We start from the raw sequence: 16,948 nt of genomic DNA on the forward strand, positions 1-16,948 counted from the left end.
GTTATGACAGATTTACAACAATTAGGACAACAAGCTAAGCAGGCTTCATTTCGTCTTGCCGAACTCTCTCATCAACAAAAAAATGCCGTATTATTACGCATTGCCGAACAACTAAAACATCATCAAGCAGAAATCTTAGCGGCTAATGCGCTCGATATTCAACAAGCAGAACAACAAGGATTAAGTCCTGCACTCATTGACCGACTATTACTTACCGAACAACGGCTTGATAATATTATTCATGAGGTCAAACATATTGTTTCCTTAGCCGATCCTGTTGGTAATCTGATTGACGGTACTGAGTTAGATAGTGGCATCAAAATTGAACGAAAACGTGTCCCACTTGGCGTGATTGGCGTGATTTATGAAGCTCGCCCTAATGTTACCGTTGATGTTGCTTGCTTGTGTTTAAAAACAGGAAATGCCGCCATTTTACGAGGAGGGAAGGAAACACAACAAACCAACCAAATCCTCGTCAAAATCATTCAACAGGCGTTAATTGCTGAGCAATTACCCGCTACCGCTATCCAAGCCATTACCAATCCAGATCGTCAACTCATTACCCAATTACTTAAACTCGATCAGTATGTTGATATGATTATTCCTCGTGGTGGGGCTGCATTACATCAACTTTGCAAAGAGCAATCAACCATTCCTGTGATTATCGGGGGGATTGGAGTATGTCATCTGTTTGTAGAAGAATCTGCTGATATAAGCAAATCATTGCGAGTCATTCATAACGCCAAAACCCAACGTCCAAGCACCTGCAATACGTTGGAAACGTTGCTTGTACAAGAAAGTATTGCGGAAAAATTCTTAGCGGAACTTGCCCAATATAATCAACAACCTGCTATAACTTTCCATGCGGATCCGCAAGCGATCTCAATTCTCAATCAATATACTGATCGCGTAAAACCATTAATGGAAGAAACCCTTAGTCAAGAGTGGCTCTCTCTGGATCTTAATGTCGTTATTGTGAAAGATATTGATCACGCTATCGATCATATCCGCCATTATGGTAGCCAACATTCAGATGGCATTTTGAGTCAAAATCCACAATTATTAATGCAGTTTGCTCAACAAGTCGATTCTGCCGCAGTTTATCTCAATGCGAGTACACGATTTACTGACGGTGGCGAATTTGGTTTAGGGGCTGAAGTTGCAGTAAGTACGCAAAAACTACACGCTCGTGGTCCAATGGGATTAGAAGCACTTACTACTTATAAGTGGATCTGCTCTGGTGATTATGCAGTGAGGAAATAGCAGAATATAAAAAACCGTATTGATAAATTATTACCAATACGGTTTTTTTAATCACAAACAATTCTATCAATTATGAACGTTTCATCGCTTCAAAAAACTCTTCATTTGTTTTGGTCATTGATAGCTTATCAATTAAAAATTCCATTGCTTCAATTTCACCCATAGGATGAACAATTTTCCGCAGAATCCACATTTTTTGCAATTCATCTGGCGTAGTTAACAACTCTTCTTTACGTGTACCAGAACTATTGAAATCAATCGCAGGGAAGACACGTTTTTCTGCAATTTTACGTGAAAGATGAAGTTCCATATTCCCTGTTCCTTTGAACTCTTCATAAATAACTTCGTCCATCTTAGAGCCTGTATCCACCAATGCCGTAGCAATAATAGTTAAGCTCCCCCCTTCCTCAACATTACGTGCAGCCCCGAAGAAACGTTTTGGACGATGTAGCGCATTAGCATCTACCCCACCAGAAAGCACTTTTCCTGAAGCTGGAGTCACCGTATTGTAAGCGCGAGCTAAACGGGTAATGGAATCTAATAAGATCACCACATCTTTTTTATGCTCAACCAAACGTTTTGCTTTTTCGATTACCATTTCTGCTACTTGTACATGACGTGCCGCAGGTTCATCAAAGGTAGAAGCGACCACTTCACCTTTCACCAAACGTTGCATCTCTGTAACCTCTTCAGGACGCTCGTCAATTAATAACACCATCAAAATACATTCTGGGTAATTATAAGTAATACTCTGTGCAATATTTTGCAGGAACATTGTTTTACCAGCTTTCGGCGGGGCTACAATCAACGCACGCTGCCCTTTGCCGATTGGTGCTGCTAAATCTAAAATACGAGCAGTTAAATCTTCTGTTGAACCATTACCACGTTCCATACGTAAACGGTAATTAGCGTGTAACGGCGTTAAATTTTCAAAGAGGATTTTATTGCGGGAGATTTCAGGGCGGTCGTCATTGACTTGATTTACTTTTAATAAAGCAAAATAGCGTTCACCTTCTTTTGGCGGTCGAATTTTACCTTCGATCATATCACCTGTACGCAGGTTAAAACGGCGAATTTGACTTGGTGATACATAAATATCATCTGGACCAGCTAAATAAGAACTATCTGCAGAACGTAAGAAACCGAAACCATCTGGTAAAATTTCTAATACACCATCACCAAAAATATCTTCACCACTCTTAGCGTGCTGTTTTAGGATAGCAAAAATAATATCTTGTTTTCTTAGACGAGCTAAATTTTCTAGCCCCATTTGTTCTTCGCCCAATTTCACAAGCTCAGAAACAGGAGTATTTTTTAATTCTGTTAAATTCATAATAACTGAAATGTTGTTGTAGATTAGATTAAAACGGATTGTAAATTGGATATGAGATAAAAAACGGTCGTAAAATTACCATTAAAAAAGACTATTGTCTAGTTTTAGAGTAGAATTCGTCCTGAATTAAATAAAATTTCAATCAAATTTATGCCTATGGAACATCAGTACCTTACTTCAACACCTTTTAGTCGCTTTCCGTTACATCCCTCGATCCAATCTGCTCTGCAACAAATGGGCTTAGAATACTGTACACCTATTCAAGCCTTATCATTACCTTACTCTTTACAGGGTAAAGATATTGCTGGGCAAGCGCAAACTGGTACAGGGAAAACCGTTGCTTTTCTTACAGCACTCTTTCAACACTTATTACAATCTCCTACGGCTAAACAACACTTATCAGCAATAATCCTTGCACCAACTCGAGAATTGGCAGTACAAATTCATCATGACGCACAGATTTTTGCACAACATACAGGTTTAACACTTGGTTTAGCTTATGGTGGTGATGGTTATGAACAGCAATTACAGACATTGCAACAGGGTGTAAATATTCTCATTGGTACGACTGGACGAATTATTGATTATGTCAAACAGCGCATCATTTCATTAAATCAGATCGAATGTGTTGTCCTAGATGAAGCGGATAGAATGTTTGATCTCGGTTTTATCCGAGATATTCGTTATCTATTACGCCATTGTCCACCACCAACCGAACGGCTCACCATGCTTTTCTCCGCTACCCTTTCATTCAAGGTAAGAGAGTTAGCTTTTGAAGATATGAATGATCCTCATTATGTTGAAATTGAATCAACTTATAAAACTGCCGATAGCGTCAAAGAAGAACTGTTCTATCCTTCTAACCAAGATAAAATGAAATTGTTACTGACGCTCATTGAAGAGGAATGGCCTGAGCGTTGTATTATTTTTGCCAATACCAAACATCAGTGTGAAAAAATTTGGCAATATTTAGCTGCTGATGGGCATCGTGTTGGTTTATTAACAGGAGATGTTCTACAAAAGAAACGCTTCAAATTATTAGAGCAATTTACTCAAGGGCAGTTAGATATTTTAGTCGCAACGGACGTCGCCGCACGTGGTTTACATATTCCTCAAGTTACACATGTGTTCAACTATGATTTACCAGACGATTATGAAGATTATGTTCACCGAATTGGGCGTACTGGTCGTGCAGGAGAAACTGGCATATCCATTAGTTTTGCCTGTGAAGATTACGCCATCAATTTACCTGCGATTGAGCAATATATTGGACATCATATTCCAGTAAGTCACTATGATCCTGATGCTTTATTACCCTTACCTAAAATAAAAAGAAGCGGTAAACGTTACTATTCAAAGACACGAAATAACGCATAATTTCTATTTAGTAAAAGTCACACGCTTAGTGACATATAGAATTAGTCGCCCTAAAGGGCGACCTATCTATCCATTATATTTATCCTCATAAATCGCATTTACTAATTTTATCCTCACGCAATCTTGTTCTAATTTCCCTCAAAACAGATATCGTGATACAATTCGCGCCTTAATTTTTAAGATGTATCATTTTTAAACAAAAAAGGGCTTTAGCGTGTTAGAAACTATTATCGATGAACTAGATAATTTAAAAGCAAAAGATATTTTAGTTCTTGATGTAAAAGGGAAATCACCTATCACTGACCATTTAATTATTTGTACCGGTAACTCGACTCGCCATGTAGCGTCTTTAGGCGAAAACCTGATGACCGCTTGTAAACAAAAACAGATTGAAAACTTTGGTGCAGAAGGTTTCAACACGAGTGATTGGATTGTTGTTGATTTCGGACAAGTGATGGTACATATCATGCAAGAAGAAGCTCGCAACTTATACCAATTAGAAAAATTGTGGGCATAAATCAATGAAATTACAGCTAATTGCCGTTGGAACTAAAATGCCTTCTTGGGTGACCGAAGGTTTTGAAGAGTATCAACGCCGTTTTCCAAAAGATCTACCACTGGAGTTAATTGAAATTCCTGCTGGCAAGCGTGGTAAAAATGCAGACATTAAACGTATTCTTGAAAAAGAGGGAGAATTAATGTTAGCTGCCTGTGGGAAAAATAGCTTAATTGTTACGCTAGATATTCCTGGTAAACCTTGGACAACCCCACAATTAGCACAACAACTCGAAAGCTGGAAACAAGATGGACGTGATGTCAGTCTGTTGATTGGTGGTCCAGAAGGCTTATCACCCGAATGTAAACAAGCCGCAGAACGTAGTTGGTCATTGTCACCATTAACCTTACCACATCCATTGGTACGTATTGTGGTAGCGGAAAGCCTTTATCGTGCTTGGAGCTTAACCACTAATCATCCTTATCATCGAGAGTAATCCAGATGAAATTCACGAAATTTTTGCAAGAAAAAGAGACCATTCGTGACAATCAAGCAGAAAGTAATCTGTTTGCGCGTCGTGCATTAATTTCATTTATTGGGGTATTAGTACTAACAGGTGTATTAATTACTAACCTATATAATCTACAAGTTGTCAATTATGAAACCTATAAAACGCGTTCTAATGGCAATCGAATTAAACTATTACCTATCGCACCAACCAGAGGCATTATTTACGATCGTAATAACAAAATTTTAGCGGAAAATCTCACTTTCTTTGGTTTATACATTGTTCCTGAAAAAGTCGATAATTTAGAAGAAACTTTTAATCAATTACGCCAAATTGTTGGTCTCACTAATGACGATATAGAGGCATTTAAAAAAGAACATCGTCGTTCACAACGCTATACACCAATCCTATTAAAAGCAGATTTAAGTGAAGAACAAATCGCTCGTTTTTCCGTTAATCAATATGCCTTTCCAAGTATTGAAATCAAGCCTTACTTTAAGCGTCATTATCTCTATGGAGAACCATTAACCCATATCCTTGGCTATGTTGCTCGTATTAACGATCGTGATGTAGAACGACTCAAACAAGAAGAAAAAGAAGCAAATTATTCAGGCACACACGATATTGGTAAATTAGGTATTGAACGTTATTACGAAGATGTTTTGCATGGCCAAGTTGGTTTTGAAGAAGTTGAGGTTAATAGCCAAGGGAAAGTTATTCGAAAATTACGAGAACAACCAGCTGTTGCAGGTAAAAATGTTCGTTTAACTTTAGATGTTGACCTGCAACGTTATATTTTCAATCTTCTTGGTGATCAAAAGGCGGCCGTTGTTGTAATGAATCCAAAAGATAGCAGTATTCTCGCTATGGTTTCTACACCGAGTTATGACAATAATCTATTCGTAGATGGTATTTCTTATAACGATTATCAGCGTTTACTAAATGATAGTGATCGTCCATTGTATAGCCGAGCATTACAAGGTGCTTACCCACCCGCTTCAACAGTAAAACCTTTCATTGCCGTTTCTGCATTAACTGAAGGTGTCATTACCCCAAATACAACTTTTTATGACCCTGGCTATTTTGCTATTCCTAACACGACTAAACGCTTCCGTGACTGGTTAAAAACTGGGCATGGTTCAACGAATGTGATTAAAGGGATTACTGAATCTTCAGATACCTTTTTCTATAATGTGGCTTACTTGATGGGGATCGACCGTCTAGCTGAATGGATGCAAAAATTTGGTTTTGGTCAATCTACTGGCATTGATATTTTAGAAGAAACAAATGGTGTGATGCCAACCAGAGAATGGAAACAAAAACGTTATAAAAAGCCTTGGTTCCAAGGCGATACGATTCCTGTTGGAATCGGGCAAGGTTACTGGACAGCTACACCATTACAATTAGCAAAAGCACTTGCAATATTAATTAACAATGGGAAAGTCAATACCCCACATTTAATGCAGGAAATCATGGGCAATCAAATTGAACCTTATGAAGATAAACATCCCTATCCTGATATTACAGAACCAAGTGATACAGCTTGGAATATTGCCAAACAAGGAATGTATGGTGTAGTAAATAGCCCAAATGGTACAGCAAGAAAAGCCTTTATTGGTACACCTTATAAAGTCGCAGGAAAATCAGGAACTGCTCAAGTATTTAGCTTGAAAGAAAACGAAACTTACAATTCTAAAAATCTTTCTAAGCATTTACACGATCACGCTTGGTTTAACGCATTTGCCCCATTTGATAATCCAGAAGTCATTGTAACAATTATTATGGAAAATGCTGGCGGTGGTTCAGGAAATGCCGCACCAATCGTGCGTCAAATTTTTGACTATTATTTTGCGCATAAACAAACAAATAGCCAATTTAATCCTAGTGGAGTATCGACACAATGAGCGAAAAGCATACAATAGTATCTTTATGGCAGAAGCTACATATTGATTTAAAACTACTGCTAGGTTTAATTGTTATTGTTATTTATGGCCTAATAGTGTTATATAGTGCATCGGGTGGTAGCGAGAAAATGTTTGATAATCGCTTAATGCAGGTCGCTATGGGCTTTACGGTGATGCTTGTCTTTGCACAACTACCACCACGTTTTTATCAAAAACTTGCACCTTACTTATATATTGTTGGTATTATTCTACTCGTTTTAGTTGACTTAATTGGTACAACCAGTAAAGGTGCACAACGTTGGCTAGATTTAGGTGTTTTCCGTTTCCAGCCCTCTGAGTTGATCAAACTCTCTGTGCCATTAATGGTGGCAACGTTCTTAGGAAAACGCCAATTACCACCGAGTTTACTCAATACGGTAATTGCTTTAATGTTAATTATTGTGCCTACTTTATTGGTTGCAATTCAACCTGATTTAGGTACTTCAATCCTTGTTGCTGCTTCAGGAATCTTTGTTGTTTTCCTAGCAGGAATGAGTTGGAAACTTATCGCTACTGCCGTAATCGGCGTAGCTGGTTTTATCCCTGTTTTATGGTTTTACTTGATGCATGATTACCAAAAAACACGGGTATTAACACTGCTTGATCCTGAGAAGGATCCATTAGGTGCAGGGTATCATATCATTCAATCCAAAATTGCTATCGGTTCTGGTGGTTTATTTGGTAAAGGTTGGATGATGGGAACGCAATCACAATTAGAGTTTTTGCCTGAGCCACATACTGATTTTATTTTTGCAGTACTCAGTGAAGAGCATGGACTCGTTGGGATTATTATTTTATTAACCATTTATTTATTTATTATTGGGAGAGGATTAATTATTGGTGCGAAAGCACAAGACGCCTTTGGTCGTATTTTGACTGGCGCTTTAACATTGATATTCTTCGTTTATGTCTTTGTTAATATTGGTATGGTGAGCGGTATTTTGCCTGTTGTAGGAGTTCCATTACCACTTGTAAGTTATGGTGGAACTTCATTTGTGACATTAATGGCTGGTTTTGGGCTAATAATGTCGATACATACACATCGACGAATGCTTTCTCATGGAAGCTAATTTCCATTTGAGCAATCAAAGAAAGTTAGGGAACATATTTAATATGAAACTAAAGAAATATTTAACTGTATTGGCAGCACTTTTTTTTCTGGTTCAGACGACCAGTGCGTTAGCCAAAACAGAAGTGAAAAATGAAACTAAGAAAGTTTATGGTATTGCGGGTCCCAAGTTACAATATCATCCTAAAAAGACTACTAGTAGAACTTATACAGTAAAAGGTGTTCGTTACCGTACTGTAACAACGAAAGAAGCGACAAAATATGCCAAGCAAGGCACAGCGACTTTCTATCATCCTAAATTTGTAGGACAGAAAACATCTAGCGGTGAAGTCTATAACGATAAGTTATTTACTGCCGCACACAAAACACTTCCACTCAATAGTTATGTATTAGTAACCAATTTGCGTAATCATAAAAGAGTGGTCGTACGAATTAATGATAGAGGACCTTTTCACTCTAATCGAATTATCGACCTTTCTAAAGCGGCAGCAAAAGAGCTAGGCATGACAGCTCGTGGAACTGCAAATGTGAAGTTAGATATGGTTATTATTGATCGTCATGGTAATCTCTCTGGAGATGGTGGAAAAACTTTACTTGCTGCTCGACAAAAGCTACAAAATAAAGTTCAACACAATGATAAAACAATGAGTGGTCAATTCCAATTAACGGCAAGCAATATAGAAAGTCGAGAAAAAGCTGAAAAATTGGTTTCTGAATTAGCTATGAATGATGTAAAAACTGAAATCATTCAGAATGGTGATAAATTCAATATCAACTTTGGACCATTACTCGATCAAGCAAAAGTAAATAGCATTAAGCTAGCCTTTTCCCGTTTAAATTCAGATAATAGTCAGCTTTATACTTATCGCTATTAGTGTTAAACACGACTAAAGGTTTAAAACCTTTCTTTTATCGCGATATAATTAATAAGTATCTCAATCGGTACAACACATAGTGCAAACTATGTGTTGACCATATATTCAAAAATATGTTGTAAGGAAGGAAAAATGTTGTTTTATTCTAAAAAACTGAAAAAACTTGCTTTTGCGAGTTTACTCAGTTTTTCTAGCATCTCACTTGCGTATGCCGAAGGACTTTATGATATCGCTCCACCACAAGTGAATGCACAAACTTATATTTTAATGGATTATCATACTGGTGCTGTGCTTGCAGCATTAAATCCTGATCAAAAACATTATCCTGCTTCTTTAACCAAAATGATGACAAGCTATGTTATTGGACAAGCATTAAAAGAAGGCAGAATTCACAATACTGATATGGTAACTATTGATGAAGAATCTTGGGGTAAAAATTTCCCTGGCTCTTCAAAAATGTTCTTGAATGTTAACCAACAAGTTTCAGTCGCAGATTTAAATAAAGGTATTATTATTGCCTCTGGTAATGATGCTTGTGTTGCCATGGCAAAATATCTTGCTGGTTCACAAGCTAATTTCATCAATATGATGAATCAATATGTTGATCAATTTGGGCTTAAAAATACACATTTTGAAACCGTACATGGACTTGACCACGACGGGCAATATTCCACTTCACGAGATATGGCAATTATTGGTGCTAAATTGATCCGTGATCTACCAGAAGAATATCATATCTATGCAGAGAAAGAGTTTACTTTCAATAACATCAAACAGCCAAATCGTAACGGGCTATTATGGGATAAAAACCTTAATGTTGATGGTTTAAAAACAGGTCATACAGATGAAGCTGGTTACAACTTAGTTGCCTCTGCTGTTGACAATAATATGCGTCTGATTTCAGTTGTAATGGGGGTTAGCTCATTTAAAGGACGTGAAGTCGAAAGTAAAAAATTATTGCAATGGGGCTTTGCTAATTTTGAAAATGTAAAACCATTAGCTGCAAATCAAATTGTTTCTGAACAACCAATTTATTATGGTAAAGAAAACAAGGTGAAATTAGGTACACTCTCAGATGTTTACTTAGTGATCCCTAAAGGTAAAAGCCAATCCGTTAAGGCTCGTTATCAACTTAATCAAAAATTCTTAGAAGCACCATTGAAAAAAGGACAAGTTGTTGGTTCTATCGTATATCAACTTGATGGTAAAGATATTCAAACAGCTAATCTTCAAGTTATGGATACCGTTGAGGAAGCAGGTTTCGTTGGTAAAATTTGGGACTGGATAGTGCTTACTGTGAAGAGTATTTTTAGCTAGAAATACCAACATTATTGAGCAGTATTATTTATTCCCTTGAAAATGAACTAACCCACCCCATATGCGGTGGGTTAAATTCCATTAATAGCTGATCTATTTGGATTATTTACAAGTTATTGAGTAAAAAGAGAAAATTATGCAACAAGAACAACCTAAATTGAAAGACTTACTTGAGTTTCCATGTGAATTTCCATACAAAGTTGTTGGTTTAGCACACCCAGAATTAACCGATCTTGTTCTTGCCGTTGTGCAACAACACGCACCAGGTGATTACAGTCCATCAATTAAACCAAGCCGTAATGGCAAATATCATTCTGTATCTATTACCATTACTGCACACAATATTGAGCAAGTCGAAACGCTATATAAAGAATTGGCTGAAATTGAAATTGTGAGAATGGTGCTATAACAGGGACGGTATCTATGGGAAGTACAACAGAGCATTTAGAACAGCAAGTTATTATTCGTCAACTTGGCGTGCAACCTTACGATACCATTTGGCACCGTATGCAAGAATTTACTGATCAACGTACCCCAGAAACGATGGATGAAATTTGGTTAGTCCAACATCCTCCCGTTTTTACACAAGGTCAGGCTGGGAAAGCAGAACATATTCTGATGAAAACAGAAATCCCCATTATACAGTCTGATCGTGGTGGCCAAGTGACTTATCATGGGCCAGGCCAACAAGTGATGTATATTCTGGTGGATATCAAAAGACGTAAATTAATTGATAAATTATCTGGTAATGAAGCCCCTCTTTCTGTCAGAGATTTGGTTACTTACTTAGAACAATGTGTTGTTAATACATTGGCGGATTACAATATTCAAGGTTATCCAAAGCCTGATGCACCAGGAGTATATATTGATGGAAAGAAAATTTGTTCACTTGGATTGCGTATTCGCAAAGGTTGTTCTTTCCACGGTTTAGCATTCAACATTCATATGGATTTATCGCCATTTCATGCAATTAATCCTTGTGGCTACGCTGGTTTAGAAATGTGTCAACTACAAGATTTTGTTGATACTGAAATTACTTGTGCAGATGTTGCACCAAAACTTATTGAACATTTCACACGCTTAATTGGCTATCAACAACTTCACTTCGTTGATGGTTTACCCAATACAAAATAAGGAATAGTAATATGGGCACCCCATTTAAAATGGAACGTGGCGTCAAATATCGTGATGCTGCCAAAACATCAATTATCCCAGTAAAAAATATCGATCCAAACCAAGAGTTATTACCAAAACCAGAATGGATGAAAATTAAATTACCCGCCAGTTCCGAGAAGATCTTAAATATCAAAAAGGCAATGCGTAAAAATGGATTAAACTCCGTTTGTGAAGAAGCTTCTTGCCCAAACCTAGCAGAATGTTTCCATCACGGTACTGCGACTTTTATGATTTTAGGTGCTATCTGTACTCGCCGTTGCCCATTCTGTGATGTTGCACATGGTAAACCTTTGCCACCCGATCCAGAAGAGCCGAAAAAACTCGCCCAAACCATTAAAGATATGGGCTTGCGTTATGTGGTGATTACCTCAGTTGACCGTGATGATTTACGAGATGGTGGTGCTGGACACTTTGCCGAATGTGTAAAAGAAATTCGTGCCTTAAATCCAAATATTAAAATTGAAATTTTAGTTCCAGATTTCCGAGGAAGAATTGAGGTTGCCCTCGAAAAACTAGCACAAAATCCACCTGATGTGTTTAACCACAATCTAGAAAATATCCCTCGTTTATATAAAGAGGTTCGTCCAGGTGCCGATTATCAATGGTCATTACGTTTATTAAGAGAGTTCAAACAAATGTTCCCAAATATCCCAACAAAATCAGGTTTAATGGTGGGATTAGGTGAAACCAATGAAGAAATTCTCGAAGTTATGCAAGATTTACGTAGTAATGGCGTAACTATGCTGACATTAGGACAATATCTACAACCAAGTCGTCATCATTTGCCAGTAGCACGTTATGTTCCACCAGCAGAATTTGATGAGTTCCGTAGTAAAGCAAAAGAAATGGGGTTTGAACACGCTGCTTGTGGTCCATTTGTCCGCTCATCTTACCACGCAGACTTACAAGCCAAAGGTGTAGAAGTAAAATAATCTTCCTTGCTACATTTATTTCTAAACCCACAATGATTATCAAAAAATTGTGGGTTTATTTGTTATTTTCGACCCAATTCACAAAATTACACTTTATTTCCAGCTCTCTCATATATTGCAAATTACACTTCGCTTTATTTCCCCTCCCCAACGAGAGAATTTATGTCATTAGCGATTGTGTATAGCAGGGCATCTATTGGCGTGCAAGCACCATTAGTTACAATTGAAGTGCATATTAGCAAAGGTTCACCTGGATTAACCTTAGTTGGTTTACCTGAAACAACCGTTAAAGAGGCTCGTGATCGTGTACGTAGTGCATTACTCAATGCAAATTTTCGTTATCCACCACAACGTATCACCATAAATCTTGCCCCTGCGGATTTACCTAAAGAAGGAGGGCGTTTTGATCTGCCTATTGCCTTAGGCATTTTAGCGGCTTCTGGGCAGATTGATATCAAACGTTTACAAGCATTTGAATTTGTCGGTGAATTGGCTTTAACAGGTAATTTGCGTGGTGTACAAGGTGTCATTCCTGCTATTTTAGCTGCCAAACAAGCTAAACGAGAATTAATTATTGCAAAACAAAATGCCTCAGAAGCAACACTTGTTGCCAATGTACAGACCTACTTTGCTGATTCATTACTCGATGTTGTTTGTTTTCTGAATCAACAACAATCACTTCCTATTGCTCAAGAAATGCCACCTCCTACAACTACATACTCCCAATATCCGCTTGATATAACTGATATTATTGGTCAACAACACGCTAAGCGAGCCTTACTGATTGCCGCTGCAGGTCAACATAATCTTTTATTCCTTGGCCCACCTGGAACAGGCAAAACCATGTTAGCCAGTCGTTTAACAACCCTATTACCAGAAATGAGTGAACAAGAAGCGATTGAAACTGCGGCAATTAATAGTCTAGTACAACATCATTTAGATTATCGTCATTGGAAACAACGTCCTTTTCGTGCACCACATCACAGTGCTTCAATGGCTGCCTTAGTCGGTGGTGGTACAATTCCAAAACCAGGAGAAATTTCTCTCGCTCATAATGGGGTACTTTTTCTAGATGAACTCCCTGAATTTGAACGCAAAGTACTTGATGCCTTACGAGAACCATTGGAAAGTGGAGAAATTGTGATCTCTCGAACCTCTGCTAAAGTGACCTTTCCTGCAAAATTTCAATTAATTGCTGCAATGAATCCTAGTCCAACAGGGCATTATCAAGGCACACATAACCGCACCTCACCGCAACAAATTATGCGTTATCTCAATCGATTATCAGGGCCATTCTTGGATCGTTTTGATCTCTCAATTGAAGTACCATTATTGCCACAAGGGACATTACAACAACTCCCCAAAGATGAGAATAATAGTGAAAAATTACGACAAATTGTGATTCAAATTCGGGAAAAACAATTAGAACGTGCTGGAAAAATTAACGCTAATTTATCAGGCAAAGAGATCGAAAAATATTGCAAATTACAACAAAATGATGCGATTTTCTTAGAAACCGCTTTAAATAAATTAGGGTTATCTGTGCGAGCTTATCACCGTATCTTACGAGTTTCGCGCACGATTGCTGATCTTGCTGATGAACAACAGATTCAACGTCCTCATTTAGCCGAAGCCTTAGGTTATCGGGCAATGGATCGGTTATTACAACGTTTAACCTCTGGTATGGAATAGATCAAAAACCGTGCTAAAAATAATTTTTAACACGGTTTATACCTAACAATTCAGGCTTTCATACAACTTTTACTGATTATATATGCAAAGGAATTAACACCAACGTATAAACAATGATTACCGCAATGCCAGCAAATAATGGGACACAAGTCCGTTTAACCAATAGCATTGGTGAAATATTTGCACTTCCTGAAACTGCAACAATTACACCCGAAACAGGAGATAATGCTCGCCCTGTATTAGATACTTGCATCATTGGTGCAATCAAATAAGCTGGATTAATACCTAACTGACCTGCAAGACGTGGTGCTAATTCAACAAAAGCAAAAAATGCAGCATTTCCTGAACCTGATGCAATCGCAACTAATAAGGTAATTAACACTAATGCTAGCATCATCACGGTTGCCGCTGTACCGAGATTTTGTGCTACATTAATTAAATCTTCTGTAAAACCAATACGACTTAATCCTTCAGCAAATACCCCTGCAGCGATAATCAACATCACAACACTACTAAAGGCTTCCGCCATACCACTATAACATTTCTCCAACCCTGCAAAAACTTCACTTGCACTGCGAGTCCGAATTAATTCAATTAATGCACTAATAATAAGCGTTAAAATTAATAATCCGCCCAAAGAAATTTCAGGCAGAACTTTACCATCAAAAATAAATAAACCAATAATTGGTAAGAATGGCAAAATCGCATAATAAACTGGGGCATTACCATTTAAGATATGTGATGGATCGATTTCATTTAATCCACCAGCTTGTACTAACCCTTCTTTAATATCGCAATAACGTTGCCAGAAAAAATGCACAATCCCAATCACCAACATCGCTAATAAACTCATTGGTAAAATCACTTGGAAAGCAAAATGTTTCAAAGTATCACCTGCTTGTTCTGCTGCTAAAATCACATCAACGGATGTCGGAGAAAGATTTACCACCGCCGTAGTCGCACAAATCGCGGCTGCACTTGGTGCAGAAATACCTAAACGGGTCAAAATTGGGAATAAAGTCGCCATTAAAAAGACCCCTAATGCCGTTGCAGACGGAATCGCAAATGAGATAAATGAGGCAATCCAGAACCCACCAATTAACAAAATATAAGGAGATTTAATCCGCCGTAAAGGTTTATAGAGTAAACGGACAATCACATCATTCGCCCCAATATGACTCATATAAACCGAGAATCCGATCAAGACCATCACAATCATCCCTAAACCACCACCCCGTTTTTCAAAGAGTGAATAGAGGTAATTGCCAATATCAACAAAGAAAATCCCTGTACTGTCTTTCACTGGTGGTGCAATAAAAGAGGCTATGATCAACAACACAATCCCTGCACACAACAATAAGCCTTTCGCATTTTGCCCTTTAATAATCCAATAACCCACCAATAAAATTGCTAATGCACCAATAATTAAACTCATTTTTTACTCCTTACTTTGTTAATTGACTAAACGCATTAGCAATACCAACAATGACACCAACCGATTGATTCATCACATCAATCGAAACAAACTCAAATTTTCCGTGAAAATTCTCTCCCCCAGTAAACAGATTCGGGGTAGGTAAATTCATAAATGATAATCTGGCACCATCTGTACCCCCTCGAATAGGTTCAATTTTAGGTTGTACTCCTTGTGCGATCATGACCTGTTCTGCCAGATCAACCAAATAACGGTGTTGTTCCACTTTTTCTCGCATATTTCGGTAATGCTCATGTACCTCAAGTTGAATACTTTTTTCACCATACTGTTGTTGGTAGGCTTGAACGGCATTGGCTAACAGTTGGTGACTCGCTTGTAAGCCCTGTTGTGTAAAATCACGCAGAGCATAATGTAATTGGCAATGTTCTAATGAGCCATCAATCTTGCGTAAGAAAATAAAACCTTCATAACCTTCACTAGTTGCTGGTGTAAGATGCGGAGGCAAGTTGGCTTGAAATGCACATGCACGTTCCCACGCATTCACCATTTTACCTTTTGCCGTTCCTGGATGTACTGAGCGTCCGAAAAGATGTACCGTCACTTCATCGGCATTAAAATTTTCATACTGCAATTCACCAACCACACTACCATCTAAGGTATATGCAACATCCGCAGCAAACTTCGCCACATCAAAATGATCAGCTCCACGCCCAATTTCTTCATCTGGGGTAAAACCGATACGAATTTTTCCATGTGGAATCTCTGGATGCGTTTGTAAAAACTCAATCGCAGATAAAATAATCGCAATCCCTGCTTTATCATCAGCACCTAATAGCGAAGTGCCATCCGTAGTCATTAACGTATGCCCAACTAACTTTTGTAAATTTGGGAAATCTTTTGGAGAAAGCACATCACCAGAACCAAGCAAATCAATCTCTTCTCCTGCATACTGTTCAATTATTTGTGGCTTAACATTCTTGCCATTAAAATCAGGCGCGGTATCAACGTGTGCTAATAAACCTAATACAGGAACAACTTTCTCAATATTGGCTGGTAAGGTAGCAAATAGATACCCATTATCATCCAATATAATCTCTGTTAATCCCATTTCAGTTAATTCATCTTTAAGCAAACGTAATAAATCCCATTGCTGTGGTGTGCTAGGAACGGTATCACTAGAGGCATCAGAGGTAGTATGTATTTTCACATAACGGGTAAGACGTTCAATTAATTGCGGTTTCATCGCCGTATTAATCTTCGGAGTAAAATTATTTACAGACATCATTTCAATTCTTCTTTTATCAGTTAATTTCATCATATTTCAGATAGTGATTGCTTTATAATCATTCAAATTGGAATGAAAATAGAGCGAATTCCACTAATCTTGACGTAATTTTAACAGATAAAATATCTTCAATCTGGAATAAGAAAGTATTTCCTAAAAAAGAGCTGATCTCAATCAAACGTTATTCAGTCTTTGCTTAATTAAGGAATATAAAAAAACCCACCATACCGAAGTAGGGTGGGTTTAC

At 37.8% G+C, this 16,948-nt stretch carries 15 protein-coding genes; 12 read left to right on the plus strand and 3 right to left on the minus strand.

The window, feature by feature from the left end; genetic code table 11:
* The first annotated feature begins 3 nt into the window (after nt 1–3).
* Entirely contained in the window at nt 4–1,263 is a 1,260-nt protein-coding gene (gene proA / locus ACFFHT_RS04455; protein ID WP_382373843.1) for a glutamate-5-semialdehyde dehydrogenase, read from the plus strand.
* 70 nt (nt 1,264–1,333) lie between these two features.
* On the opposite strand, the gene rho is transcribed toward proA, so the two are convergent.
* The gene (rho, locus tag ACFFHT_RS04460) at nt 1,334–2,596 is read right to left on the minus strand and encodes a transcription termination factor Rho (protein ID WP_382373845.1); all 1,263 of its coding nucleotides are present in this window, start codon (nt 2,594–2,596) and stop codon (nt 1,334–1,336) included.
* Between the two features lie 156 nt (nt 2,597–2,752).
* Between rho and rhlB the strand changes: the two genes are divergently transcribed.
* The 11 genes from rhlB to ACFFHT_RS04515 all read left to right on the plus strand — a co-directional run bounded on the left by rhlB (nt 2,753) and on the right by ACFFHT_RS04515 (nt 13,981).
* On the plus strand, nt 2,753–3,973 hold the full coding sequence (gene rhlB, locus ACFFHT_RS04465; RefSeq protein ID WP_382373847.1) for an ATP-dependent RNA helicase RhlB: 1,221 nt from the start codon (nt 2,753–2,755) through the stop codon (nt 3,971–3,973).
* A gap of 214 nt (nt 3,974–4,187) precedes the next feature.
* Nucleotides 4,188–4,490: a ribosome silencing factor gene (gene rsfS / locus ACFFHT_RS04470; protein ID WP_382373849.1), complete on the plus strand. Its 303-nt coding sequence runs from the start codon at nt 4,188–4,190 to the stop codon at nt 4,488–4,490.
* A 4-nt stretch (nt 4,491–4,494) separates the two neighbouring features.
* Nucleotides 4,495–4,965 carry a 23S rRNA (pseudouridine(1915)-N(3))-methyltransferase RlmH gene (gene rlmH, locus ACFFHT_RS04475; RefSeq protein ID WP_382373851.1) on the plus strand — a complete coding sequence of 157 codons (471 nt, stop codon included), beginning with the start codon at nt 4,495–4,497 and terminating at the stop codon, nt 4,963–4,965.
* A 5-nt stretch (nt 4,966–4,970) separates the two neighbouring features.
* Nucleotides 4,971–6,881 (plus strand): penicillin-binding protein 2, encoded by a 1,911-nt coding sequence (gene mrdA, locus ACFFHT_RS04480; protein WP_382373853.1) that lies wholly within the window; start codon nt 4,971–4,973, stop codon nt 6,879–6,881.
* Nucleotides 6,878–7,990 carry a peptidoglycan glycosyltransferase MrdB gene (gene mrdB / locus ACFFHT_RS04485; RefSeq protein ID WP_382373855.1) on the plus strand — a complete coding sequence of 371 codons (1,113 nt, stop codon included), beginning with the start codon at nt 6,878–6,880 and terminating at the stop codon, nt 7,988–7,990. Before mrdA ends, mrdB begins: the two co-directional genes overlap by 4 nt.
* Nucleotides 7,991–8,033: 43 nt before the next feature.
* Nucleotides 8,034–8,864 (plus strand): septal ring lytic transglycosylase RlpA family protein, encoded by an 831-nt coding sequence (locus tag ACFFHT_RS04490; RefSeq protein ID WP_382373857.1) that lies wholly within the window; start codon nt 8,034–8,036, stop codon nt 8,862–8,864.
* 132 nt (nt 8,865–8,996) lie between these two features.
* Complete coding sequence (locus ACFFHT_RS04495; RefSeq protein ID WP_382373859.1) at nt 8,997–10,181, plus strand: serine hydrolase; 1,185 nt, start codon at nt 8,997–8,999, stop codon at nt 10,179–10,181.
* A gap of 136 nt (nt 10,182–10,317) precedes the next feature.
* Complete coding sequence (gene ybeD / locus ACFFHT_RS04500) at nt 10,318–10,590, plus strand: DUF493 family protein YbeD (protein ID WP_382373861.1); 273 nt, start codon at nt 10,318–10,320, stop codon at nt 10,588–10,590.
* A gap of 14 nt (nt 10,591–10,604) precedes the next feature.
* Nucleotides 10,605–11,315 carry a lipoyl(octanoyl) transferase LipB gene (lipB, locus tag ACFFHT_RS04505; RefSeq protein ID WP_382373863.1) on the plus strand — a complete coding sequence of 237 codons (711 nt, stop codon included), beginning with the start codon at nt 10,605–10,607 and terminating at the stop codon, nt 11,313–11,315.
* Nucleotides 11,316–11,326: 11 nt separating this feature from the next.
* A complete protein-coding gene (lipA, locus tag ACFFHT_RS04510; protein WP_382373864.1) occupies nt 11,327–12,289 on the plus strand; it encodes a lipoyl synthase in 963 nt (320 codons plus the stop codon).
* 162 nt (nt 12,290–12,451) lie between these two features.
* The gene (locus ACFFHT_RS04515; RefSeq protein ID WP_382373865.1) at nt 12,452–13,981 is read left to right on the plus strand and encodes a YifB family Mg chelatase-like AAA ATPase; all 1,530 of its coding nucleotides are present in this window, start codon (nt 12,452–12,454) and stop codon (nt 13,979–13,981) included.
* Between the two features lie 76 nt (nt 13,982–14,057).
* Here ACFFHT_RS04515 and dcuC read toward each other — a convergent pair whose 3' ends face one another.
* Nucleotides 14,058–15,416, minus strand: a complete 1,359-nt coding sequence (dcuC, locus tag ACFFHT_RS04520; RefSeq protein WP_382373867.1) for an anaerobic C4-dicarboxylate transporter DcuC — start codon at nt 15,414–15,416, stop codon at nt 14,058–14,060.
* A 10-nt stretch (nt 15,417–15,426) separates the two neighbouring features.
* Entirely contained in the window at nt 15,427–16,734 is a 1,308-nt protein-coding gene (gene pepT / locus ACFFHT_RS04525; protein ID WP_382373869.1) for a peptidase T, read from the minus strand.
* Nucleotides 16,735–16,948 lie beyond the last annotated feature (214 nt).

The sequence above is a fragment of the Gallibacterium melopsittaci genome (assembly GCF_042433085.1).
In the GTDB taxonomy this organism is placed as follows: Bacteria; Pseudomonadota; Gammaproteobacteria; order Enterobacterales; family Pasteurellaceae; genus Gallibacterium; species Gallibacterium melopsittaci.